The sequence below is a fragment of the Ignavibacteriota bacterium genome (assembly GCA_016716225.1).
Classification (GTDB): Bacteria; Bacteroidota; Ignavibacteria; order Ignavibacteriales; family Melioribacteraceae.
In genome coordinates, this window is sequence record JADJWT010000001.1 from 1,010,096 (window position 1) to 1,034,770 (window position 24,675).

Annotated in this window: 21 protein-coding genes; 15 read left to right on the forward strand and 6 right to left on the reverse strand. The window is 29.9% G+C overall.

Translation table 11 applies throughout. The annotated features are described in order from the left end of the window. Window positions 1-21 precede the first annotated feature (21 nt). From yidC to rpmH, 4 genes are read right to left on the reverse strand one after another with little or no spacing between them, the layout of a single operon-like run. On the reverse strand, window positions 22-1,872 hold the full coding sequence (gene yidC, locus IPM32_04325; protein MBK8944480.1) for a membrane protein insertase YidC: 1,851 nt from the start codon (window positions 1,870-1,872) through the stop codon (window positions 22-24). A gap of 25 nt (window positions 1,873-1,897) precedes the next feature. After that, entirely contained in the window at window positions 1,898-2,104 is a 207-nt protein-coding gene (yidD, locus tag IPM32_04330) for a membrane protein insertion efficiency factor YidD (GenBank protein MBK8944481.1), read from the reverse strand. Then, window positions 2,097-2,507: a ribonuclease P protein component gene (gene rnpA, locus IPM32_04335; protein ID MBK8944482.1), complete on the reverse strand. Its 411-nt coding sequence runs from the start codon at window positions 2,505-2,507 to the stop codon at window positions 2,097-2,099. The genes yidD and rnpA overlap by 8 nt, the downstream gene beginning before the upstream one ends. A gap of 2 nt (window positions 2,508-2,509) precedes the next feature. Next, the gene (gene rpmH / locus IPM32_04340) at window positions 2,510-2,656 is read right to left on the reverse strand and encodes a 50S ribosomal protein L34 (GenBank protein ID MBK8944483.1); all 147 of its coding nucleotides are present in this window, start codon (window positions 2,654-2,656) and stop codon (window positions 2,510-2,512) included. A gap of 287 nt (window positions 2,657-2,943) precedes the next feature. Between rpmH and dnaN the strand changes: the two genes are divergently transcribed. The 14 genes from dnaN to IPM32_04410 all read left to right on the forward strand — a co-directional run bounded on the left by dnaN (window position 2,944) and on the right by IPM32_04410 (window position 19,469). Then, on the forward strand, window positions 2,944-4,077 hold the full coding sequence (gene dnaN / locus IPM32_04345) for a DNA polymerase III subunit beta (protein ID MBK8944484.1): 1,134 nt from the start codon (window positions 2,944-2,946) through the stop codon (window positions 4,075-4,077). 2 nt (window positions 4,078-4,079) lie between these two features. Further along, complete coding sequence (gene recF / locus IPM32_04350) at window positions 4,080-5,189, forward strand: DNA replication and repair protein RecF (GenBank protein MBK8944485.1); 1,110 nt, start codon at window positions 4,080-4,082, stop codon at window positions 5,187-5,189. After that, complete coding sequence (locus IPM32_04355; GenBank protein ID MBK8944486.1) at window positions 5,182-5,463, forward strand: DUF721 domain-containing protein; 282 nt, start codon at window positions 5,182-5,184, stop codon at window positions 5,461-5,463. The genes recF and IPM32_04355 overlap by 8 nt, the downstream gene beginning before the upstream one ends. 16 nt (window positions 5,464-5,479) lie before the next feature. Next, window positions 5,480-7,441, forward strand: a complete 1,962-nt coding sequence (gene gyrB / locus IPM32_04360; protein ID MBK8944487.1) for a DNA topoisomerase (ATP-hydrolyzing) subunit B — start codon at window positions 5,480-5,482, stop codon at window positions 7,439-7,441. Window positions 7,442-7,467: 26 nt separating this feature from the next. Beyond that, window positions 7,468-9,951 (forward strand): DNA gyrase subunit A, encoded by a 2,484-nt coding sequence (gene gyrA, locus IPM32_04365; protein ID MBK8944488.1) that lies wholly within the window; start codon window positions 7,468-7,470, stop codon window positions 9,949-9,951. 5 nt (window positions 9,952-9,956) lie between these two features. Further along, a complete protein-coding gene (locus tag IPM32_04370) occupies window positions 9,957-11,141 on the forward strand; it encodes an aminotransferase class I/II-fold pyridoxal phosphate-dependent enzyme (GenBank protein ID MBK8944489.1) in 1,185 nt (394 codons plus the stop codon). A gap of 97 nt (window positions 11,142-11,238) precedes the next feature. Further along, a complete protein-coding gene (locus IPM32_04375) occupies window positions 11,239-14,058 on the forward strand; it encodes a S8 family serine peptidase (protein ID MBK8944490.1) in 2,820 nt (939 codons plus the stop codon). A gap of 39 nt (window positions 14,059-14,097) precedes the next feature. Then, the gene (locus tag IPM32_04380) at window positions 14,098-14,709 is read left to right on the forward strand and encodes a hypothetical protein (GenBank protein MBK8944491.1); all 612 of its coding nucleotides are present in this window, start codon (window positions 14,098-14,100) and stop codon (window positions 14,707-14,709) included. A 7-nt stretch (window positions 14,710-14,716) separates the two neighbouring features. After that, on the forward strand, window positions 14,717-15,166 hold the full coding sequence (locus IPM32_04385; protein ID MBK8944492.1) for a GNAT family N-acetyltransferase: 450 nt from the start codon (window positions 14,717-14,719) through the stop codon (window positions 15,164-15,166). A gap of 32 nt (window positions 15,167-15,198) precedes the next feature. Then, on the forward strand, window positions 15,199-15,738 hold the full coding sequence (gene yjjX / locus IPM32_04390) for an inosine/xanthosine triphosphatase (protein ID MBK8944493.1): 540 nt from the start codon (window positions 15,199-15,201) through the stop codon (window positions 15,736-15,738). A gap of 197 nt (window positions 15,739-15,935) precedes the next feature. Next, window positions 15,936-17,630 (forward strand): proline--tRNA ligase, encoded by a 1,695-nt coding sequence (locus tag IPM32_04395; protein MBK8944494.1) that lies wholly within the window; start codon window positions 15,936-15,938, stop codon window positions 17,628-17,630. 90 nt (window positions 17,631-17,720) lie between these two features. Continuing rightward, entirely contained in the window at window positions 17,721-18,404 is a 684-nt protein-coding gene (rsmI, locus tag IPM32_04400; protein ID MBK8944495.1) for a 16S rRNA (cytidine(1402)-2'-O)-methyltransferase, read from the forward strand. Window positions 18,405-18,549: 145 nt separating this feature from the next. Next, complete coding sequence (locus IPM32_04405) at window positions 18,550-19,056, forward strand: DUF4440 domain-containing protein (GenBank protein MBK8944496.1); 507 nt, start codon at window positions 18,550-18,552, stop codon at window positions 19,054-19,056. A gap of 44 nt (window positions 19,057-19,100) precedes the next feature. After that, the gene (locus tag IPM32_04410) at window positions 19,101-19,469 is read left to right on the forward strand and encodes a VOC family protein (protein ID MBK8944497.1); all 369 of its coding nucleotides are present in this window, start codon (window positions 19,101-19,103) and stop codon (window positions 19,467-19,469) included. A gap of 433 nt (window positions 19,470-19,902) precedes the next feature. Here IPM32_04410 and IPM32_04415 read toward each other — a convergent pair whose 3' ends face one another. Next, on the reverse strand, window positions 19,903-21,099 hold the full coding sequence (locus tag IPM32_04415) for a dipeptidase (protein ID MBK8944498.1): 1,197 nt from the start codon (window positions 21,097-21,099) through the stop codon (window positions 19,903-19,905). A gap of 363 nt (window positions 21,100-21,462) precedes the next feature. Here IPM32_04415 and IPM32_04420 point away from each other — a divergent pair, with 363 nt between their 5' ends. After that, on the forward strand, window positions 21,463-22,047 hold the full coding sequence (locus IPM32_04420; protein MBK8944499.1) for a hypothetical protein: 585 nt from the start codon (window positions 21,463-21,465) through the stop codon (window positions 22,045-22,047). Between the two features lie 308 nt (window positions 22,048-22,355). Here the strand turns inward: IPM32_04420 and IPM32_04425 are convergent, their stop codons facing one another. Continuing rightward, complete coding sequence (locus tag IPM32_04425; GenBank protein ID MBK8944500.1) at window positions 22,356-24,578, reverse strand: tetratricopeptide repeat-containing sensor histidine kinase; 2,223 nt, start codon at window positions 24,576-24,578, stop codon at window positions 22,356-22,358. Window positions 24,579-24,675 lie beyond the last annotated feature (97 nt).

The window sequence follows — 24,675 nt, forward strand, 5'->3', positions numbered from 1 at the left end:
TAAACAATCCACAAATCTATTTTATTTTTTCTTACCAATTTGTTTTTGAGTTTTTTGCTGCTGTTCTGCAGCTTCCATCATTCTCTGCATAAATCCGGCTTTCTTTTTAGGATTTGCAACCGGCACCAACTCTTCTCCATGTTGATGGTTGATATAATATTGCTGTGCGATTGAAAGCAAATTAAACATAAAATAATATAAGTTCAATCCAGAAGATAATGTCATAAAAAGAAACGTCATCATAACTGGCATAATGTAAATCATTGCTTTTTGAGTTGGATCTTTCACTGTCATTTTTTGTGTTACAAACATTGTAATTCCAAGAAGCGGAGCTAAACCGGTTATTATATCAACACCAAATAAAGGTATTTTAAATGGTAATTTGTAAATAACATCCGGTGATGAAAGATTTGTAATCCACCATAAAAATGGCTCATGTCTTAATTCAATTGCAACATTAAAAAATGTATAAAGAGCAAATAAAACTGGCATCTGCAACAACATCGGTAAACAACCACCGGCTGGATTTATTCCATAAGTTGAATACAATTTCATCGTCTCTTTTTGGATTTTTTGCTGATCGCCTTTAAACTTTTCTTTCAACTCTGCAATTTTAGGTTGAAGCTGAGACATTTTCTTCATCGATTTATAACTTTGTCGAGTAAGCGGAGATAAGGCAATTTTAAGAATTATTGTAAAAACAATAATTACCCAGCCATAGTTTGGAATAAATTTATGTAAAAAAACAAATAGCGGATGTAAAATATATTCTGAAATTGGTCTTGTTATAAATGACAAACCAAAGAAACTTCCAAAATCATAAATTGCTTGGTAATTATTATTTTTTGACTTTAAGAGGTCGAAATCAAGCGGACCAATATATAATCTGAAATTATCCTTTTGTAATTTTTGATTGTTAAACGGAATTCTCAAGCTTGCTGAATAATATTCTCTATTTCCAAATTGATTTAAAACATGCTCACCTTTAAAATCCGCACCTCCGTCGTTACTTGGTTTTTCCGGCGCGATAATTACTGTAAAATATTTATTTTTAATACCAACCCAGTCAATTTTTCCATTCATTACTTTATCAACCGGTTCATCAACGGAGCTTGCATCAATTACAACTTTCTCATCTCCGGAAAATGCTGCAGCACTTGAATAATTTGCTTCATCAACAGAATTTTGCTCAACAAAATTTATTCCGTGTGACCATTCCAAATCATATCTGTAACTGCTAATTACATCATCAAGATTGTTAAGAATAATTTGAACTTTTGAGTTATAATCATTTCCAAAGAATTTAAACTGTTTTGTTAAACTTTTATTTCCTTCAATTTTAAAAGTATAATTTAATGTTAGTGAATCACCTTCTTTAACTTTGTAGTATGATTTGTATATATCAGATTCAAAATCCAAATTTTTCGTATTTATTAATTGTCCTTCTTTTGTAACAAATACAATATTAAAATCGCCACCGTCTTTTTTATAATTTATCAATTGAACATATGTATTGAAAAAATCATTTGAATCAATGTCATTATGGTACCAAGTTTTGTAATTTTTTAAGTAGAACTTCTTTAACCTTCCGCCTTTTGATGTAAGTTCCAATAAAGCTAAATCAGTTTCAATAGTAATAACTTTTTCTTGTAGAATTGGTTTATTAAAATTTGAAGGAGGTGCAATTTTTTCAGTTTCTTTTGGTTGGGAAATTGTGGTATTATCAGAAATTATTGTATCATTTTTTTCAATAACTTTTGTGCTATCTTCTTTTTTTGGCTGACTTACCGGCGGCTGTGGTGAATTAAGATATAACCAAAAAACTAAAATTATTCCAATTAAAATAAATGCTATTGTAGACTGTTTATCCATAAAATTTGTACCAAATATTTATAAATTATGCCGGATCGTATCCGCCTTTGTTAAATGGATTACACCTTAAAATTCGCCAAATTGATTTAATTCCGCCTTTTATCACACCATATTTATTGAATGAATCAATTGCGTAATTTGAACATGATGGGTAAAATCTGCATGATGGCGGAAACATTGGTGAAATTGCTTTCTGATAAAATTTAATAAAATATATCAATACATTACGCATGTTTTTCTAATTTTAATTTAACTTTTTGCAGCAAATCAATTACATCATCAATTAAAAAACTTTGACTTAATTTCTTATTCTGTTTCTGATTTATAGTTTTAGGAGAGAATATTAAATAAAGCAAAAAATTATTAACAACACAAAATTCAACAACTTCTAGCTTGCTAATTCTATAAGCAGCTCTTAAAATTCTCTTAAATCTATTACGCCAAACTGCATTTCCATTCTTCTTAGAAACTACAAAAGCAGCTTTAATTCCACTCTCATTAACGCTGCTTTCAAAATAGTAATTAACCTTTAATTTATTTTGTGCTGAATTTAGAAGTTTTCCGTTCAAGTAAACTTTCTGAAAATCTTTTTTTTGCCTTAATCTTTCTACTTTAGAAAGAGAATACTTCTTCAAAACTAAAATTCATCACTTACTGTTAATTTTTTTCTGCCTTTTGCTCTTCTGCTTGCGAGAACTTTTCTTCCGTTTTTAGATGCCATTCTTGATCTAAAACCATGTTTGTTTTTTCGTTTTCTATTACTCGGTTGATATGTTCTTTTCATCTTTTTACACCTCTAAATTACAAAGAACACAAAGTTAAATAAATTCAGATAAATAAACAATTTTTTTAAATTGATATAATTATTCTTAACTAATTGTTATTAAACGTCTTAACTTCTAAATAAACATAATATTCAATAAAGCATTTGATTGTTTTATTCATTTCACATCAAAAATATCCAATAAAAATTAAACATTTAGATAATTTTACTTAAAGTGAAAAATTGTAAATTATGCATAAACTTGCTATATTTCTTTATTAAAAAACTTTTCAAATTTGAGGAATTTTATGGAGTTTAAGGTAAATAGCAAAGAATTGGAAAAACTGCTCTCTAAAATTATTCCGGCGGTACCAACCAGAACACCAATGCCTATTTTAGAAAATTTTCTCTTCGAAATTAAAGACGGTCAACTTACAGTTTATGCAACTGATCTTGAAATTTCTCTAAAATCTTCCCTGAAAATTGTTGCTGATGAAAATGCAAAATTGCTTTTACCCGCTAAACTTTTATATGATGTTATAAAATCTCTAAATGATACTACAATCCGTTTTGAAATTTTATCAAACGGAAAAGTAAATTTATTAACTGATCAAGGAAAATATAATTTAAGTTACTTGAGTCATGATGAATTTCCCGAAATTCCAGATTTTCCAAATGATACTTTGGATAAAGAAGAACTTAATGAAATTTCTATGAACGGAAGCGATCTCAGATTTGCATTTGAAAAAACTTCATTTGCAATGAGTAAAGAAGAAATGCGTCCGGCAATGATGGGTACGCTTTTTCAATTTACGGAAGAAGGATTAAGATTTGTTACAACAGACGGTCACCGACTTGTAAATTTACTTTATAAAAATGTTAAAATTCCAATTGATTCTCAATATGTTTTGCCGGAAAGAGCTGTTTCTGTACTTCTTAAAATTTTAGATGAAAAAGATGTAAAAGTTTATTTTAGCAAAAGTCACATGTCGTTTAAGCTAAACGAATATGAATTGATTTCCAGATTGATTAAACAAAAATATCCGGATTATTCAAGCGTAATTCCTTTAGAAAATGAATTTGCTTTAGAAATTGAAACTAAAGAATTGCATAACGTAATTAAAAGAATGATGTTGTTTTCAACATCAAATACAAGACGTGTAAAGTTTTCAATTAAAGAAAATAATTTAGAAGTTTCTGCGGAAGATTTGGATTTGGGTGCTTCCGGAACTGAAAATATTTTATGTAAATATAAAGGCGATAATCTTGAAATCGGATTTAACTCATCTTATGTAAACGATGTTTTAAATCATCTTGGCTCAGAAAAGAAAATTGTTTTCAAACTTCACTCGGCAACAAAAGCCGTAATTATTTTACCGATTGACGAAAAAGAAAATTATGAGCTTATGATGCTGCTTATGCCGGTTCGTTTAAACAATTAATTATGATTTTGAAATCTATTGAATTAAAAAATTTTAGATTACATACGTATACGAATTTAGAATTTTCAAATAACCTCAACTTTGTTGTTGGTGGTAACGGACAAGGAAAAACATCATTATTAGAAGCAATTTATTATTTGTGCACAACTAAAAACTTAAATCAAAATTCTGATATTGATGCATTAAATTTTAATAAAAACTTTTTCGAAATTAGTGGAATTTTTTCTGAATATTCTACAAATAAAGTTAGAATATTTTTTGATGAATCCGTTAGAAAGAAAAATGTTTTTTTAGATGATAAACAAGTTTACAGAGCGGCTTCACTTATAGGGAAATTTCCAGTTGTTGCTTTATTGCAATCTGATCATGCAATTACGCAAGGAGCTCCATCTGAAAGAAGGAGGTTTGTAGATTCAATTATAGCTCAATCAAGCGAAACATATTTAAAACTCTTACTGGATTATAATAAAATACTTCGAAACAGATCCGCTTTGCTTTCAAAAATCAAAGAATTTAACTCGCCGGAATTATTTGACCAGTTTGATGCATGGACTTTTTCGTTAGTTAAAATCGGTTCTGAAGTTATTAAACATCGTATGACTTTCCTTAATGAGTTCAATGAGTATATTCAAAAACCATATGAATTTATTATGGGCAAAAAGGAGTTTCCTGAAATAAAATACGTTTCATTTTCATCTGAGATTGAGAACACAGAAAATTTGTTTCAATCAAAAATAAATGAATTAAAAAATGAGGAATTTAAAAAAGCGAGAAATTTGGTTGGACCTCACATTGATGATTTTGATTTTTTTATTGATGGACTTGAATTAAAAAAATTTGGTTCGCAAGGTCAGCATAAAACTTTTCAAATTGCATTAAGATTTAGTCAGTTTTTTTATTTAAAAGATAAACTAAAAATTACTCCAATATTTCTAATGGATGATGTATTTGGCGAGCTTGATTCGTTCAGAGCAGAAAAAATTAGCAGTTATTTAAAAAGCATTGGACAAGCATTTATTACAATGACAGATTTTTCCAAATTGGAAAATTTAAATGTTTCAAAAGATGATATTGTAATAAGTGTTACCAATGGAGAAGCTGTTTATGCCTAATTCATTTAGAAGTATAACGGAAATAATAAATAACGAAAGTGTGTTCGAAAAATTTAGAAAATCTGCAAAGGAAAATGAAGTTGTTGATAAATTCTTTTTAATATTTCCCGAATTAAAAAAAACAGTTTCGGTGAAAAGTGTAAAAAAACAAATTCTTTTTTTAAATGCAGAAAATTCAGTTTTAAAAAACGAACTTTTTCTAAATAGAAAATTAATTGTTGAAAAAATAAATAATTACTTTAAAGAAAAAATTATAATTGATATAAAATTTTAAAAAAGTAGGAATATCCGTGACAAAAGAAACAGCACAAAAAAATTATACCGCAAGTAATATTAATGTTTTAAAAGGTCTTGAAGCTGTTAGAAAAAGACCAGCAATGTATATTGGTGATATCGGCATCAGAGGATTACACCATTTGGTAAATGAAGTTGTTGATAACAGTATTGACGAAGCTTTAGCCGGCTACAATGATACAATTATTGTTACAATTAACAAAGAAGGAAGCGTAACGGTTGAAGATAATGGACGTGGAATTCCGGTTGATATGCATCCAATTGAAAAAAAATCTGCGTTGGAAGTTGTTATGACGGTTCTACATGCCGGTGGAAAATTTGATAAAGATAGTTATAAAGTTTCCGGCGGATTACACGGTGTTGGTGTTTCGGTTGTTAACGCACTTTCGGAATGGCTAAAAGTTGAAGTTCGTAGAGACGGAAAAGTTTACTTCCAAGAATATGAAAGAGGCATTCCAAAAGCTGACGTTAAAGAAATTGGGAAAAGTAATAAAAAAGAATCCGGAACTAAAACAACTTTTATGCCGGATCAAGAAATTTTCAAATCCACAAAATTCCAATTTGAAATTCTTACAGAAAGAATGAAAGAATTGGCATTCTTAAATAAAAATGTTACAATAAAAATTACAGATGAAGCTGAAAAAGAGGAAGAAACATATCATTACAAAGGCGGAATTATTGAGTTTGTAAAATATCTTGATGAGACAAGAGAGCCTCTTCACAAAACAGTTTATATTGAAGGCGAGAAAGATAATACTCCCGTTGAAATAGCTTTTGAGTATAGTGATGCTTATTCGGATAACATTCACACTTATGTAAATAATATCAATACTCACGAAGGCGGAACACATCTTGTCGGATTTAAAACAGCTCTAACAAGAACATTCAACAATTATGCTACAAAAAATAAACTCATTAAAGAAAATAGTAAAGTTACTTTAACCGGCGATGATTTTAGAGAAGGATTAACTGCTGTAATTTCTGTTAAAGTTATGGAACCTCAGTTTGAAGGACAAACAAAAACCAAACTCGGAAATAGTGAAGTTAAATCAATTGTTGAATCAATTGTTGGAGAAAAACTTGCTGATTATCTTGAAGAAAATCCGGCTGTTGGAAGAAAAATAATTGATAAATGTTTACGGGCTGCGGAAGCACGCGAAGCTGCAAGAAAAGCAAGAGATTTAGTAAGAAGAAAAAGTGCGTTGGATTCAATGCATCTGCCGGGAAAACTTGCCGATTGCTCAATTAAGGATCCCGAACATTGCGAAATATATATTGTTGAGGGAGATTCTGCGGGCGGTTCAGCTAAACAAGGAAGAGATAGAAGGTTTCAGGCAATTCTTCCAATTAAAGGAAAAATTCTAAATGTTGAAAAAGCAAAAATTAATAAAGTTCTTGAAAACGATGAAATAAAAACCATGGTTACTGCAATTGGTGCCGGAATCGGAGCCGATTTCAATACCGAAAAAGCAAGATATGGCAAGATAATTATAATGACAGATGCCGATGTTGATGGAAGTCATATTAGAACTCTTTTGCTCACGTTCTTTTACCGACAAATGAAAGATTTAATTACTTCCGGACATGTTTATATTGCACAGCCGCCACTTTATAAAATCAAAAAAGGAAAAGAAGAAATTTATGCTTATGATGATCAAGAAAGAGATAAGATTTTAGCAAGAATGGGAAACGGAACTTCAAAAAATGTTGAGAATGAAGAAAGCGATAGCAATTTACCCAAGGGTGTAAATATATCAAGATATAAAGGTTTGGGAGAAATGAATCCGGAGCAATTATGGTCAACAACAATGAATCCGGAAACAAGAACAATATTGCAGGTAAATTTAGAAAGTGCCGCCGCCGCCGATAAAATATTTGAAACCCTAATGGGCGATGTTGTTGAACCGAGAAGAGCTTTTATTGAGAAACATGCAAAATATGCAAATTTAGATATATAATTTTTTAACAAAATAAGTGTTGAAACATGACTACAATTTTCGAAAAAGTTTTACCTGTTGCTTTAGAAGATGAAATGAAATCCTCTTATATAGATTATGCAATGTCTGTAATTGTTGCAAGAGCATTGCCTGATGTTAGAGATGGATTAAAACCCGTTCACAGAAGAGTTTTATTTGGAATGCACGAATTAGGTGTGGCGTATAATAAGCCGTATAAAAAATCTGCAAGAATAGTTGGAGAAGTTCTTGGTAAGTATCATCCACATGGAGATTCTGCAGTTTACTTAAGTATGGTGAGAATGGTACAGGAATTTTCTCTTCGCTATCCGCTGGTAGATGGACAAGGAAATTTTGGCTCAATCGATGGTGATTCGCCCGCAGCAATGCGTTACACCGAAGCACGTTTGGCAAGAATTTCAGAAGAGATATTAAAAGATCTTGATAAAAACACAGTTGAATTTACATCAAACTTTGATGAATCTCTGCAAGAGCCAACAGTAATGCCATCTTATTTGCCAAATCTTCTAATAAATGGAGCTAGCGGAATTGCAGTTGGTATGGCAACAAATATTCCTCCTCACAATTTAACAGAAGTTGTTGATGGATTAATTGCAATGATAGAAAAACCTGCAATTACAAATGAAGAATTAATTAAATATGTAACTGCTCCGGATTTTCCAACCGGCGGAATAATTTTTGGCTATGAAGGCGTAAGGGAAGCTTATACAACCGGAAGAGGAAAAATTATTATTCGTGCAAAAGCTAATGTTGAAACCCACAAAAATGAAAGAGAAAGTATAATTATTACTGAACTTCCATATCAAGTGAATAAAGCAAATCTAATAGAAAAAATAGCAGAGTTAGTTAGAGATGATAAAATTAGCGACATATCAAATATTCGTGATGAATCCGATAGAGACGGAATGAGGGTTGTAATTGAAACAAAAAGAGGTTCTCAACCTGATGTAATAATTAATCAACTTTTTAAGCACACACAAATGCAAGTTACTTTTGGAGTGATAATGCTTGCTTTGGTTAATGGGGCTCCAAAGGTTTTAACATTACGCGAAACAATGGAGCATTTTTTAGCTCACCGAATGAATGTATTGATTAGAAGAACTCAATATGAATTAGATGCCGCAGAAAGAAGGGCTCATATTTTAGAAGGCTATATAATTGCTTTAGATAATATTGATGAAGTTATTGAAACCATTAAAAAGTCTAAAGATGTTGAAACCGCAAAAAATAATTTGATTAAAAAATTCAAATTAAGTGAAATCCAGGCAAAAGCCATACTGGATATGCGTCTACAAAGATTGACCGGACTTGAAAGAAAGAAAATTGAAGATGAATATAAAGAAACAATTAAATTAATTGAAAAACTTCAAGGTATTCTTGAAAGCGAAAGAAAAAGAAATTTAATCATTAAAGAAGAGTTGCTTGCAATTAAAGAAAGATATGGCGATAAAAGAAGAACAGAAATAATTAGAGATTTTAAAGAATTTTCTCTTGAAGATATAATTGCCGAAGAAGATGTTGTTGTTACAATTTCCCACTCCGGATTTATTAAAAGATTCCCGGTAAGTGGATATAGAAAGCAAGGTCGCGGAGGAAGAGGTGTAACTGGTGCCGGAACAAAAGATGAAGATTTTATTGAACATATGTTTATTGCATCTACTCATCACTATATTATGTTTTTCACTGATCAAGGAAAATGTTATTGGAAGAAAGTCCACGAAATTCCGGAGGGCGGAAGAGCTTCTCGTGGAAGATCCTTGCAGAATTTAGTTGAGAAAGAAAACACAGAAAAAATTACGGCATTTGTTACTGTAAAAGACTTTTCAGAAGATAAATTTGTTGTGATGGTTACAAAACAAGGAACTATTAAAAAGACAGTTCTTTCGGCTTATTCAAATGTTCGTAAGGGAGGAATTAATGCAATCAATATTCTTAAGGGTGATGAGCTGATTGAAGTAAAATTAACCGAGGGAAATAATGATTTGGTAATTGGTACAAAGAAAGGTTTGGCAATACGATTTAATGAAGCCGATGTTAGAGATATGGGAAGAACCGCAACCGGAGTAAGGGGAATTAGATTGGGTGCCGGTGATCAAGTAATTGGAGTAATAGTTGTTCGCACAAATACATCTTTATTAGTTGTAACTGATAAAGGATTTGGAAAAAGAAGTAGTATTGACGATTATAGAATTACAAAACGTGGCGGTAAAGGAATTATTACAGTACGAACCGGTGAAAAAACCGGAAATCTAATTTCTATAAAAGAAGTTAACGATAATGATGAGTTGGTAATAATTACAAATGGCGGAATGGTGATTAGACAAGCTGTTAAAAATCTTAGAGTTATGGGAAGAGCAACACAAGGCGTTAAATTGATTAATTTAAAAGATGGTGATTCAATTGCAGATGTAGCAAGAGTTGTTAGTGAAGAAATTGATGAAACCGGAGAACAAACAGACGAACAAACTGAATTAGACAATATCGAAGAGTAAATATTTTGAACAAGAATAAGAATTTACAAATTGAATCAAAATGTGTTCATGCCGGAATTAAAGAATATGAACACGGACCTGTAGTTCCGCCAATATATCAAACATCAACATTTAAGTTTGAATCTGCTGATCATGGCGGCTCATTGTTTGCGGGAGAGCAAAAGGGATACATTTACACAAGAATGCTAAATCCCACAATTGAAGCTATGGAAGATGCTATTGCAGAACTTGAAGACGGTTATAAAGCATTAGGTTGTGCAAGCGGAATGGCAGCAATTAATACAGTATTTACAGCCTTGTTAAAATCTGGAGATCACGTTGTATGTTCCAAATCAGTTTATGGTCCAACATCAACTTTGCTTGCAACAGTTTTTAATAAATTTAATGTTGAAGTTACATTTGTAAATACTTCAGATATTTCAAAAGTTGAAGATGCAATAAAATCAAATACGAAAATTATTTATATAGAAACTCCCGGAAACCCAACTTTAGAAGTTACGGATCTTGAAGCAGTTTCAAAAATTGCTCACGAAAATAATGCGCTTGTTGTTGTTGATAATACTTTTATGAGTCCGGTATTGCAGCAGCCATTTCAATTTGGAGTTGATATTGTATTACATAGTATGACAAAATTTTTAAATGGTCACGCTGATGTAGTTGCCGGAATAATTATTGTTAAAGATGAAGATACATATAAACATTTAAGAAAAACATTAAATCAAGTTGGCGGAGTTATTGATCCATTTAATTCGTTTTTAGTTCATCGGGGTTTAAAAACTCTTTCTATTAGAATGAAAAAACATTCTGAAAATGCATTTAAAATTGCAGAGTTTTTAGAAAATCATCCCAAAGTTGAATGGGTGAGATTTCCGGGTTTAAAATCTTTCCCAAATTATGAAGTTGCACAAAAGCAGCATAAATCTCCGGGCGGAATGATCTCATTTGAGTTAAAAGGCGGAATTGAATCCGGAAAAATATTAATGAATTCTGTAAAACTTTGCCAGCTTGCTGTTAGCTTAGGCGGAGTTGAAACTTTGATTCAACACCCGGCAAGTATGACGCATTTAACAATGGGAAAAGAAGCAAGAGAATCCGCCGGAATTACAGACGGTTTGGTTCGTTTATCTGTTGGAATTGAAAATGCAGATGACATAATAAAAGATATTTCTCAAGCACTTAAAAAAATTTAAAGTAAATTGATTTAATCAAAACCCCGTAAAGACGGGGTTTTTTATTATAAAAAACATTTTATATTTTAACTTTACTTAAATATTCGAAAGGAATAAAATGTTAAAATATTACATTTTATTTTTCTTTATATCTATTAAATTTTTCGCAAATACTAATATTCAAGAAAAAGATAGTAAAATTTATTTTACAGATAGAGTAATTTTAAAATTAAAAGTAACTAATTCTCTCTCTAAAATTTCTAATTCAATATTTAATAAATTCAGTGATTCTGAACTCACTAAAACTTTTAAAATATCAGAAGAAATTAATTCTTTTAATAAAATTCTAAAAAATATTTATACTCTTAAAATAAAATCACCTTTTGAAATAAATTATGTAATTAAGGAAATATCAAAACTTTCTGAAATAGATTGGGTTGAACCACATTACATAAACAAAATTGTTTTTACTCCAAATGATCCGTCTTTTCAAATTTCTCAACAATATTTAAATGTGATTAAAGCCCAAGAGGCATGGGATGTTAATACCGGAAGTGAAGAAATTATTATCGCAATTGTTGATACTGGTGTTGATTGGGAACACGAAGATCTTTCTTCAAATATTTGGAATAATTCAGATGAAGTTGATTTAAACGGAATTGATGATGATGGAAACGGATTTATTGATGACATTCATGGTTGGGATTTTGGTGGAGTTAATGGAACTTCCGATAATAATCCCAAAGAAGATAGAGCTGATCATGGAACATTGGTTGCGGGATTGGCAAGCGCAGTTACAAATAATGAAATTGGTATTGCATCAATTGGATTCAAAAGTAAATTAATGCCCGTAAAAACTGCACAAGATGATATCAGAAGTGAATCCGGAACTGCATTGGTTGCTTATGGATATGAAGGAATTGTTTATGCTGCAGATAATGGAGCAAAAATTATTAATTGCAGTTGGGGAAGTAATAATTATTCAAATGCTGCACAAGCCGTAATTGATTATGCAATTTCAAAAGGTGCATTGGTTGTAGCAGCTGCGGGTAATGATAACAGTGATGCCGGTTTTTACCCGGCAAATTATCGTGGGGTTTTGTCAGTTGCCGGAACAAATAATTCAGATATAAAAGCAAGCTGGTCGAATTATGGAACTAAGGTTGATGTTTGCGCTCCCGGAGTTAGTATATATTCAACTTGGCAAGATGATCCAAAATATATTTCTGCAGATGGAACTTCTCTTTCTTCGCCAATAACTGCGGGACTTGCGGCACTTGTTGCAAATCAATTTCCTACTTTTACGCCGTTGCAAATTGCCGAACAAATTAGAGTAAATTGTGACAACATTGACAATCTTAATTTATTATATAATTTTCAATTAGGTAGCGGAAGAATTAATGCATACAAAGCTTTAACAAATACAAATTCAAAATCTGTTAGAATTTCTAATTTGTTTTTTTCTGAAATTGGTGACGGTGATGGAATTTATGAATCAGGTGAAACTATTAATGTTAGTCCAACATTTACAAATTATTTAAATGCTATTTCAAATTTGATTATAAATATTGAAACTGAAAATCAAAATTTGCAGATATTAAAAAATGGCGGAAATATTGGATCACTTTCAACTCTGCAAAATTTCAACACGCCCTCGGATTTTTTCTCAATTTCTATAAATGAAAATGCTGAAGAAAACATAGATATAAATTTGAAATTGACATATACAGATAATAACTATCAAGATTTTGAATGGATAACAATTTCTATAAATCCTACTTACGAAATTCAGACAACCGAAAATTTATCAATCACTTTTACAAGCAATGGTTCAATAGGTTTTGATGATTATCCAACTAACTTAAAGGGAACCGGATTAAAATATAAAGATGGACCAAATGTAATTTTCGAAAGTTCATTAATATATGGAACATCAGCAACATCAATTGTGAATTGTACAAGGAATAATGATGGCGATAAAGATTTAGATTTTTCCATCATAACTCCAATTAAAGTAAATATAAATAGCGAAGTTGCCGATAAAGAAGGTTATGCTGTTTTTAATGATGCTTCAGCTTCACCAAAAAGTTTGGGAATTGAAACTGAATTTTTTTCATACTCTTTTTCTGATAATTCAGATTATATGATTGTTAGATATTCGTTAACAAACAAATCCAATGCAAATATTGATAATTTTTATATCGGTCAATATTGGGATTTTGATATGGATGACACAAGTTTTGATGATGATATGATTGAGTATAATTTTGAAAATGAGTTTGGATATGCGCATGATGATAATGGCGATCCGGTTAATACACATATTGGACTTGCGGTTTTATCAGATGATCAAAAAAACTTTTTTGCAATGGATGATAAAGGTTCATCAAATCCAACAATTTCATGGGATGGTTTCACCGATGAGGAAAAATGGAGTTCTTTAACATCGGGAAAGACATACAGCTCAATTGGACCAAATGATATTTCACTTGTAATTTCTGCGGGACCAACAATTCTTTATCCAAACACAAAACGAAATTTTGATTTTCTAATTGCTGCCGGTGATAATTTAGAACAATTAACACAAACTGTAATTATTGCAAAACAAAAATATAATGATGTTTTAACATCGATAAATATTAATGAAGAAGATATTCCAACACAATTTGAGCTTTATCAGAATTATCCAAATCCGTTTAATCCAACAACAAAAATAAAATATGCAATTCCGCAAAACGATAAATATGAAACATCTAACGTCAAAATATTAATTTATGATTTGTTGGGAAGAGAAATAAAAACTCTTGTTAACCAAAAACAAAATCCCGGAGTTTACGAAATTAATTTTGATGGTTCATCACTTTCTTCCGGTGTTTATTTTTATAAATTAACCTTTGGAGATTTTACATCAATAAAGAAAATGATTTTGTTGCAATAATAAAAACTTATGATAATTTTAAAACATTTTGGAAAACAAATGAAATTTTTAAAATACTTTATGTTTATCAACATATTGATTCTGTTGGCTTCGTGCGGATTATTCAAAGAAATATTTGTTGTTAAATATAATTTAATTAGTCCAAAAAATAATATTTACGAAATAATCAAAAAAGATGTTAGTGAAAGTGAAATTAAAAATAATTTTTTTGAGAAAATATCCCTTCTAAATAATAAGCCGATAAAGATTGAGCGCTGCGATAATAATGGAAAGTTAACAGATGAATTATTTGCACCGGCAATTACAACTTTTGAATATTACGAAAATGGTAATACAAAATTTGTAAAGTATTTTAATAAAAATTTAAAATCATTTTCAGATAAAAATTTTGGCTTTGCATCAATTGAATATGTTTATGATGAATTAAATCGCGTGCGAATTGAAATTTACAGAGATGAGAATTTTAAATTTTTGAAAATACCTTATGATACGAGCGGTAACGTTGTAATGGCCGATTTTATTGCTCCAATTTTGGTTTACGAATATTTTGATTTTCAAACAAGAATAAAAGCATTTGACCAAAATTTTAATTTGTTAAAGGAAATTGTGGGCGAAAAACCTTGTATTCCTTTTATTGATTGCGGAGATTAAAAGAGCTATGAAAAATATTGTCAGAGAATATCATCAAAACGAATTTACAATTTCTACCGATTTTGAAAAATTACAAATTAATGTAATTCATAACTTTTTAAAAAATTCTTATTGGGCAAAAAATATTCCCATTTCTATTGTAAAAAATTCAATTGAAAATTCACTCTGTTTTGGAGTTTATTATCATCAAAATCAAATTGGTTTTGCAAGATTAATTACAGACTTTTCAACTTTTGCTTACTTAGCTGATGTATTTATTCTTAACGAATTTAGAAGAAAGGGATTATCTATATGGTTGATGAAAACGATTCTTGAATTTCCTGAACTTCAATCATTAAGAGGCTGGATGCTTAAAACTTCTGATGCGCATGGACTTTATGCAAAGTTTGGATTTACTTCACCAAAATTTCCTGAGAAAATTATGGAACTTTCCAAACTGCCAAATGGTTATTCGTAATATTTTTTTTACTTTAATCCAATTATAATTATATGAAAATTCTCGTTGGTTCAATAAATCCGGTTAAAATAAATGCGGTTTCAGAAACTTTTTCACTTTATTTTGAAAATATTATTGTTGAAGGAATTTCTGTACCATCGAATGTACCCGATCAGCCAATAAATGATGAAACTTATTTGGGCGCACAAAATAGAGCAATGGCTTTGCAAAAAATTAATTCAGAACAAAATATTAACGCAGATTTTTTTGTTGGAATTGAAGGCGGAATTCAGAAAACTTTTGGTAAATGGTTCGCATTTGGGTGCATGTGTTTAATTCACAAAAGCGGAAACACTTCTTTTGGGACTTCGGCACATTTTGAATTACCGGAAATTGTGATAAATCAATTATTGCAAAGAAAAGAGCTTGGTAACGTTATGGATGAAATTATGAAACAAGAAAATACAAAACAAAAAGGCGGAGCAATTTCATATTTTACAAATGGCAGAATGAATAGAAAAGAATTATATATTCCCGGTTTAATAAGTGCGCTAGTACCTTTCCAGCATGAGAATTTATATTTTATAAAATAATTAGCTTAGTGGTAGCTGCAGACCAGTTTGCAGGCAGGCAAGCTTTAGTCTGCGGAAATATATATGTAGTTTATTTCTATAATCTTTACAAAGATCCGTCTTTTTTAATATGTACTTCAGTTTCCAAACTTCCCTATTTTAATTGCAGTCTTCATTTCTTATTTTTACAAATCATTTTCCAACAAACTTTGAAAACCATGAGACTTAGCAACGCCTTTATTCCAACATTAAAAGAAAATCCAAGTGATGCAGTAATTACGAGTCACATTTTATTAGTAAGAAGCGGAATGGTTAGAATGTTATCCGCGGGAATTTATTCATATCTTCCGCTTGGTTACAAAGTTATGAAAAAAATTGCCGAAATTATTCGTGAAGAAATGGATGCAATCGGCGGACAAGAATTTCATCTTCCGGCTTTGAATCCTAAAGAAATTTGGGAAGCCACAAATAGAGTTGAAGCTTTTGGTGATACACTCTTTCATATAAAAAACAGAGATTATGTTTTAGCTCCAACCCACGAAGAAATAATGACATTTCACGCAAAGGGAGTTTTAAAATCTTATAAAGATTTGCCACAAATTTGGTATCAAATTCAAACTAAATTTAGAAATGAAGCTAGACCAAGAAGCGGAATAATTAGAGGAAGACAATTTTTAATGAAAGATGCTTACTCGTTTGATTCATCAAACGAAGGATTGGATGTTTCCTATGAGTTGCATGATAAAGCTTACAGAAAAATTTTTGATAGATGCGGATTAAATTATTTTGTGGTGGGTGCATCAAGCGGAGCAATGGGCGGAAGCAAATCAGAAGAATTTATGGTTAAATCTGATGCAGGTGAAGATTACGTTGCTTATTGCAGCGGTTGCGGTTATGCCGCAAATGCAGAAGTTTCAACATCTACATTACCCAATATTCATAGAGATGAAATTAGTAAAGATATTTATGAAATAAGCACACCAAATGTAAAATCAATAGATGAACTTTGTACTTTCTTAAATATTAGTGAATCTGAAACTGCAAAATCAAGAATTTATATTTTTAATAATAATCCCATCTTAGTTTTAATGAACGGAAATGATGAAGTTAACGAAACAAAACTTCAAACTGTTTTGGGCGGAGAAGTTCGTCCCGCACATCCTGATGAATTAAAAGAAATTTCTGGTGCTGATGCCGGTTCAATTGGACCAATAGATTTTAAACACAAAATAATTGCAGATTTAAGATTGAAGAGTGGAAATAATCTATTCAGCGGTGCAAATAAAAATGATTATCACTTAGGCGGAATTGATTTGCAGCGCGATGTTCCTCTAATTGAATATTTTGATTTACGATTAGTTGCCTCCGGAGAACCTTGTCCAAAATGTTCAAAACCAATTGAAGTTTTTAAAGCAATTGAACTCGGACATATTTTTAAACTTGGAACAAAATATTCTATCGGATTAGGTGCAATGTTTTTGGATGAAACCGGAAAAGAAAATCCAATAATTATGGGAAGTTATGGAATTGGCTTGGATAGAGTTTTAGCTTGCTATATTGAACAAAATAATGATGAGAACGGAATAATTTGGAAAAAACCTTTAAATCCTTTCGATGTACACTTGATTGGATTAAACATGAAAAAAGATGAAGTTGTGAATGCATGTGAAAAATTATTTAAAGAATTGAATGAAGAAAACATTGAAGTTATTTTTGATGATAGAAATAATGTTCAAGCCGGATTTAAATTTAGCGATGCAGATTTATTAGGAATGCCTTTACAGATAATTGTTGGTGAGCGCGGATTAAAAGAAAATCAAGTTGAAGTTAAAGTTCGTTCAACCGGCGAAAGAATTAATGTTAAACTTGATGGATTAATTGAAAAAGTAAAAAATTTAATAGAAAAAAGTTAATTTTATACTTTGTTTTACATAGCTGCGACTTTCAAGTTGCGGTTTATGGTAATTGCGCAAGCTGAAGCTTGCGACTACTTAAAAAAATTTATGCAGCCTACACTTTATATAACTCCAACGCCCATTGGCAATTATGAAGATATCACTTTACGCGCGTTAAAAGTATTGAATGAAGTTGATTTTATTTTCTGCGAAGAACTAAAACCGGCAAATCGTTTACTTGCACATTTCAATATATCCAAAGAATTAATTTCACTTAACGAACACAATGAACGAGAAATTGCAGATGAAGTTATTTCAAAATTGATTGAAGAAAATAAATCTGCTGCTTTAATTTCTGATGGCGGAACTCCTTTATTTTCTGACCCCGGTCATTATTTGGTTGAGTTATGTATTTTAAATAAAATTAAAATTGTTCCTCTTCCAGGTGCAAATTCTCTTATACCCGCTTTGGTTTCATCGGGATTGGATATTGAAAAATTTTATTATTACGGATGGCTCTCACCTAAAAGTGAAATTAGAAAAAATGAATTTCATAAATTAAAAAAGCTGCATGAATTAATTATCATTTTAGAAACACCATATCGTTTAAAAAGAATTCTCACCGATGTTATTTCATATTTTGGTGCAAATCAGAAAATTGTTTTAGCTTTTAATCTAACAATGGAAGACGAACAAATCTTTAGAAATTCTGCATCCAAAATTCTGAAGATTATTACTGAAAAAAATCTGAAAGGAGAATTTGTTCTTCTTTTAGATAACAGAAAAAACTAATGATTTTAGAAATTTAGATTAGATAAAAGTACCTTCTTAACCACTTTATTTTATAATTGTAAAATAATTTGCTCTCTTTCAAAAAGTTTTATATTTTAATGTCAAATCATGCAATAAAATAAAAAAATAAAAGAGGAGGAATCAAATGCTAAAAAAATTGGTTATAATTTTGTTAGTTGTTGGTTTTCTTTGGGGATGCAGTCAGCAAAATATTGTTAAACAATTTTCGAGCGAGGAATTAAAATCTGAAATTAATTCCTTAAATAACACAATGGCAAAAGCCGTAATGGAAGGCAATTACGAATTAACAACAAATATGTATAAAGAAGACGGAATTTCTTTACCAAGTTATCAGCCAATGTTAAGAGGTAAAGCTGCAATTATACAACAGTCAGAAATGGAAAAGCAAAATCCGATGAAAATGGAAAATTTTGTTTTAAAATCAACTGATATTTGGCAAAGTGGAAATATGATTGTTGATATTGGCACCTACAGTTTTTCAATGGATATGCCACAAATGCCCGGCGGAGTTTTTAAAGATCAAGGAAAATATATAACTATTTACGAAGTCCAATCTGATGGATCACTTTTGATTAAAGCAGATACTTGGAATACTGATAATAATCCTTGGATGCAGATGGGTCAAAAGTAAGGTTAACAACTTTAATTTTAAATTTAAATAAAGAAAGTAAAAGAATGACAAACGCTATTAATTGGTTTGAAATCCCTGTAACAGATTTCACAAGAGCAAAAAGATTTTATGAAACAATTTTAGGTGCAGAAATTATTGAAATGCCCTTTCCTGGCGGGAAATACGGTATGCTGCCGGCAGATATGCAAAATGGAGTTGGCGGCGGACTTGCACAAGGCGAAGGTTTTGAACCCTCTGAAAAAGGAACCGTTGTTTACTTAAATGGTGGAGAAGATTTGAGTTTACCATTAAGCAAAGTTGAACAAGCCGGCGGAAAAATAATAATGCCAAAAACTTCAATTGGAGAAAATGGCTTTATGGCACATTTTATTGATACCGAAGGAAACAGAGTTGCATTACATTCAATGAAATAATTTTTATGTATAATAACAAGCAGTTGGAAAAAAAATTAAGCTTAGACTTTATGACACCAATGTTGTAGAAAAAGAAATGATGGAGAACCAACTTTTAAATATAATGACAAATTGTGTGTTGGGATAATAAAAGATGAGTTAATGTGTAGCATAGATCCTTTATTAAATTAAAAAAGTGTAGAAAAAAAGTTGAAGAGCTATAGACTTTACAAAAAGACAAATGAAAGGGTATGTTATGATTGACGAAAGTGGAATGAAATCTCAAGCTGACTTTGACTAATGGTTAAACCTCGAAATTTACTTTTACAAACAAGCAATAACTTCAAAGAAAAAAGTAAAGTGAGAAAATAAGCCACAATCACTATCATGCTGTATTGCGAACTAATTTACGAAATTTAAAATCCGGAATTGTTAAATAAATAATTCCGGATTATTATTTAAATGCTTTTGCAAAATCTTCTGTCTGCTTCCAAACTCTTAACATATTTCCCGAGCAAATTTTTTCAATATCATTTTCAGAGTAATTTTTTTTCAATAATTCATAAATGATATACGGATAATATGAAGCGTCTTTTAAATTTTCAGGAAGTGTGTTTACTCCTTCAAAATCTGATCCCAAACCGACATGATCAATTCCAACTAACTTTACAACATGATCTATATGATCTGCAACGTCTTCAACAGTTCCGGGTTTCATTGGATCATTTTTTAAATAATTTTCAACAAAATTTTTTCCTTCTTCAGAATACCTTGCAATATGATTATGCGATAAATATTTATCAATTTCTTCGGATTTTCTATTAAAATCTCCACTTATAAAATATGACCCAAATGTAATTTGAATTACTCCGCCTTTTTCCGCTAATTTTTTTATCATTTCATCACTCATATTTCTTTCAAAATTTGGAGTGTAAAATCTGCAAGATGAGTGTGTTGCAATTACCGGAACTTTTGAAATTTCTACTGTTTGATAAAATGCATCATCTGAAACGTGTGAAATATCAACCAAAATTCCGAGTTTGTTCATTTCCGGAATTAAAGATTTTCCAAACGGACTTAAACCTTTCCACTTTTTATTTGGATCGTAAGAAGAATCACATATGTGATTTGATTTTGAGTGTGTTAAAGTTATATACCTAATTCCTCTATCATAAAAATGTTTTAAATTTTCAAAATTTCCGTTAATCGGACTTCCATTTTCCATTCCCATTGGAAATGAAATAATTCCTTTACCAAATTGATTTTTTACATCTTCTGTTGAAACTGCAATTGCAAATTTATTGGGATAAGTTTTTGCTAAATATTCAACCAAATTTATTAATGAATCAGCTAAATTGAAAGCTTGATCGGATTCACCCAATTCTGCCGGAATGTAAATTGACATAAATGCAGCGTTTAATCCGCCTTGGATTGAACGCTCGTAATCAAAATGACCGTTATTTGATTTAACAGAAATATCTTCCCAATTACTATTTAAACGCATTGGCAAATCAATATGGGTATCAATTATTAATAATTTTTTACTTAACTCAACGGCTTTGTTAAAAAGTTCTTGATCAATTTTTGAAATACTTTCAGCATTAAAATTCATTAAACCACCCAAAAAAATTATTAGAAGAAATTTTCGCATCAAGAAATACCTCTCTGATATTTTATTATCGAAAAAAATTTAACTACAATTTCAAATCTATTCATTTTTTTGCTAATTGATTTATATCACTAAATTTTTTTTGAACTTTCTCGAATATAAGATAAAAAATCACATAATACTTTGGCTATTTCAAATATCATATTAGTTTGCTTTTTGTTATTCTTTACATTTTCCAGTATAAAAACCGTTAGAAAAAATAAGAAATCAGATTTGCTTAAAAATCAAATGTGATTAAAATCACTAAACAAAAAGTTTTGAATACCGAATCTGATTTAGAAAAATTAATAAATTCTATTTCTATTCAAATCAAGAAAGGAAATTTCAAAAACAGGGAAGCTCCAAATGAAAAAATCATTTTTATTTATAGCTATAATTTTATTTACATTTATTGCATGCAGCGATGAAAATTCAATTTTAACTCCGCAAACAAATTTTAGCAATGAGAGTTTAACGATTACTAAAATTATGGGAGATACTGTAATTGAAACTGTTGATACAACATTCTTTAAACAAAAACACTCTTATTCTTTAACAGTAAATGGAGAAAAAGGCGGAAAGGTTTTTGTTAAACATCAATTTAAAAATAAGAGAAGCAAAATCTTAAAACTTGATGCTGTTCTAAATATTCCGGATAGTGCTTACAAAGGTGATTTAACATTTGATATTATTTTTGATTTAGAAACATTGGGTGTAGAATTATATCCCTCACCATTTACATTTGATAAACCGGTAATTCTTGATTTGAAATTTATGAATGCTGATTTGAAAGAATTTGATCTGAAAGATTTTAATTTCGATTATCTTGATGGAGAATCCGAACATTTAAAATTTGATAATATTAAATTTGATCTTGAAAAGGGACTACTTGAAATTATCGGAGTTCAAATTCCTCATTTCTCAAGATACGGCTGGACAAGAACAAAATAGATTTTTATTATATAATTTTTTGAAAAGATCTGCTGCCAAAAACAGCAGATTTTTTTTGTATTTTAATAAATAATTCTTCTAATTCAATTCAATTTTTTGTGCTGATATGTGTGATTAAAATCACTAAAGTTTAAACTTAAAGTTCCGAACATAATGTAAGAAAATAAATTTTGATTTTACTGATTTATTATGATTTAGAAATTTTTTCGGAGGTTCAGGGGGGAACCAAAGAAGTCTGTTAGGTGCCTTGCGTGCCTAGCAGATTTTTATTTTAAAGAAGTCATAAAAGTTTAAGATAGAAAAATTAATTACGCAGCCGATTGAATTTTTATTGCGAAACTTATTATAAAAGTTGTCCCTTTTCCAAATTCACTTTCTACACTTATATTTCCACCAAGTAATTCAATATATTTTTTTGTGATTGCCAAACCTAAACCGCTTCCTTGAAAATCTTTTGTAAATCCTTCACTAAGTTGTTTAAATTCTTTAAAGATTAACGGAATTTGATCTTTCTTTATTCCAATTCCCGTATCTTGAACTTTTATAACAAATTTTGAATCAATTAAGTCATTTTCTATTGATGTTAAAATTCTTATCTCACCATTTGATGTAAACTTAAATGCATTATTAATTAAGTTTTCCAAAATTACTCTAAACATCGATTGATCCATATCCAGCATAAAACTATCTGTGTGAAGATTTACATCAAAGCCTAATTTTTTATTTGATAAAGCTCCTCTAAAACTTGTACAAGTTTCTTTAATTTCTTGAATTATATCAATTGGTTTAAGATTTATTTCAAGCATATCTGATTCTAACCTTGCTAAATCTAAAACCAAACTTAATGTTGAAAGAAGTCGGTTGCCGGTTCTGTTTATTCCTTCCGCCATTTCTTTTAAATCGGGATCTTCAATCATATTTCTCATTAAATCAGAATAACCTAAAATTCCAACTAAAGGAGTTCTAAGTTCATGACTCATATTAGCCAAAAAAACTGATTTTGAATTGCTTGCAGCTTCAGCGGTTTCTTTAGCAATTACCAAATCTTTTTCAATTTTTTTTCTTTCTTTAATTTCGCTTTCTAATTCTTGAGTTCTCTCAAAAACTAATTGTTCTAATTGACCTTGATAAATTTCAAGTTGAATTTTTTTTGATCTGAGATTTTTCTCGGTTTCTAAAAGTAATTTATTTTGCTTTTGTTTCTTTCTGTAAAAAACATAGATAATTATTGCTGTTGAAAATCCTATAAAGAAAAATCCAAACAACCCAAATGCTATTAAAGTTTTCTTTTCATTTTCTTCATTTAAAAGCAAAATTTCGTTTTCTTTTGATTCCAACTGTTGTTTGATTTCCAATTCCGCAATCATTTTTTTATTTGCAGAATTGTTTAAACTATCTTGCAGAATTTTTGCCAGCGAAAAATTTTCCAATGCTGATTTATAATTTCCGTTTATTTTATAAAGTTCAGCAAGATACAAAAGATGTGTTTTTTCTTCATCAATCATTCCTAATTTACGGAAACCCAAAATTGAAATAAGATAATTTTCCTTTGCTTCGTTTAGAATTTCATTTAGTTTTTCTTCGCTTACTAACTTTTTGTTTACGTTAAAAATTTTAATTTTCAGTCTGCCAATATTTCCATGAAGATATGCAATTCCGTAATTATCATTAATTTCGTTCGCAATTTTAAGGGCATTTTTATAATACATTAATGCTTCGGAAAATTTATTCTGCTCAGCGCAGACCAACCCAATGTTTCCCAAAAAAACTGAATAATTATATTTATCTTCAATTTTTTTGAAAATTGCCAAAGCATTGTTGTAATATTCATTCGATAATTTATAATCTTTCAATTCAAAATATGTTAATCCTATATTCCCCAATTGCACGGCTATATTTGATTGATTATTAGTTTCCTCATAAATTTTTAACGCACTTTTAAAATATTCTAAAGCACTTTCATACTTCTTAAATGTGCTGAGTAGAATTCCAATTTTTCCTAAATTATCACCAATTCCTTCTTGAATTTTTAACTCTTGATAAATTTGCAGCGAGCTTTCAAAATTTTGCAGCGAGTTCTTAAAATCGGAAACATTATAATATGCCATTCCGATATTGTTTTTTGTCTTGGCAATTTTTTCTTTCAAATGTAAATTTTTGAAAATAGAAAGTGCATAGTTATGATTTTCAATTGATAATTTTATATCACCTTTATATCTGTAAATTTCTCCAAAAATATTGTACGCGTCACCAATTCCTTTTTCAAATCCAACTTCAGAAGAGAGTTTTTTTGCCATTTCTGCATATTTGATACTTTCACTATAGTCAGTCGGAGCCAAATACCAAGCAATTTCATTAAGAAGATTTACTTTTACTGTATCTATTGATTCTTGTGTAAGTAAAGTTTTTAAACTATCTGATTTTGTTAATGCAAATGAAGAATCAAAATTTTGCTGTCCGGCAAAGATTTGAAAATATTCCAAAAGTAAAATTATAATTGGTAAAAATATTTTTTTTTGAATTTTTATCATTTATAAAAATTTGTAAAAATATTAATTATTAGTACGGTTCATATAATTATCGAATAAGTTGTTAACAGTTTTAAAACAAAAAACCCGCAAATAAGCG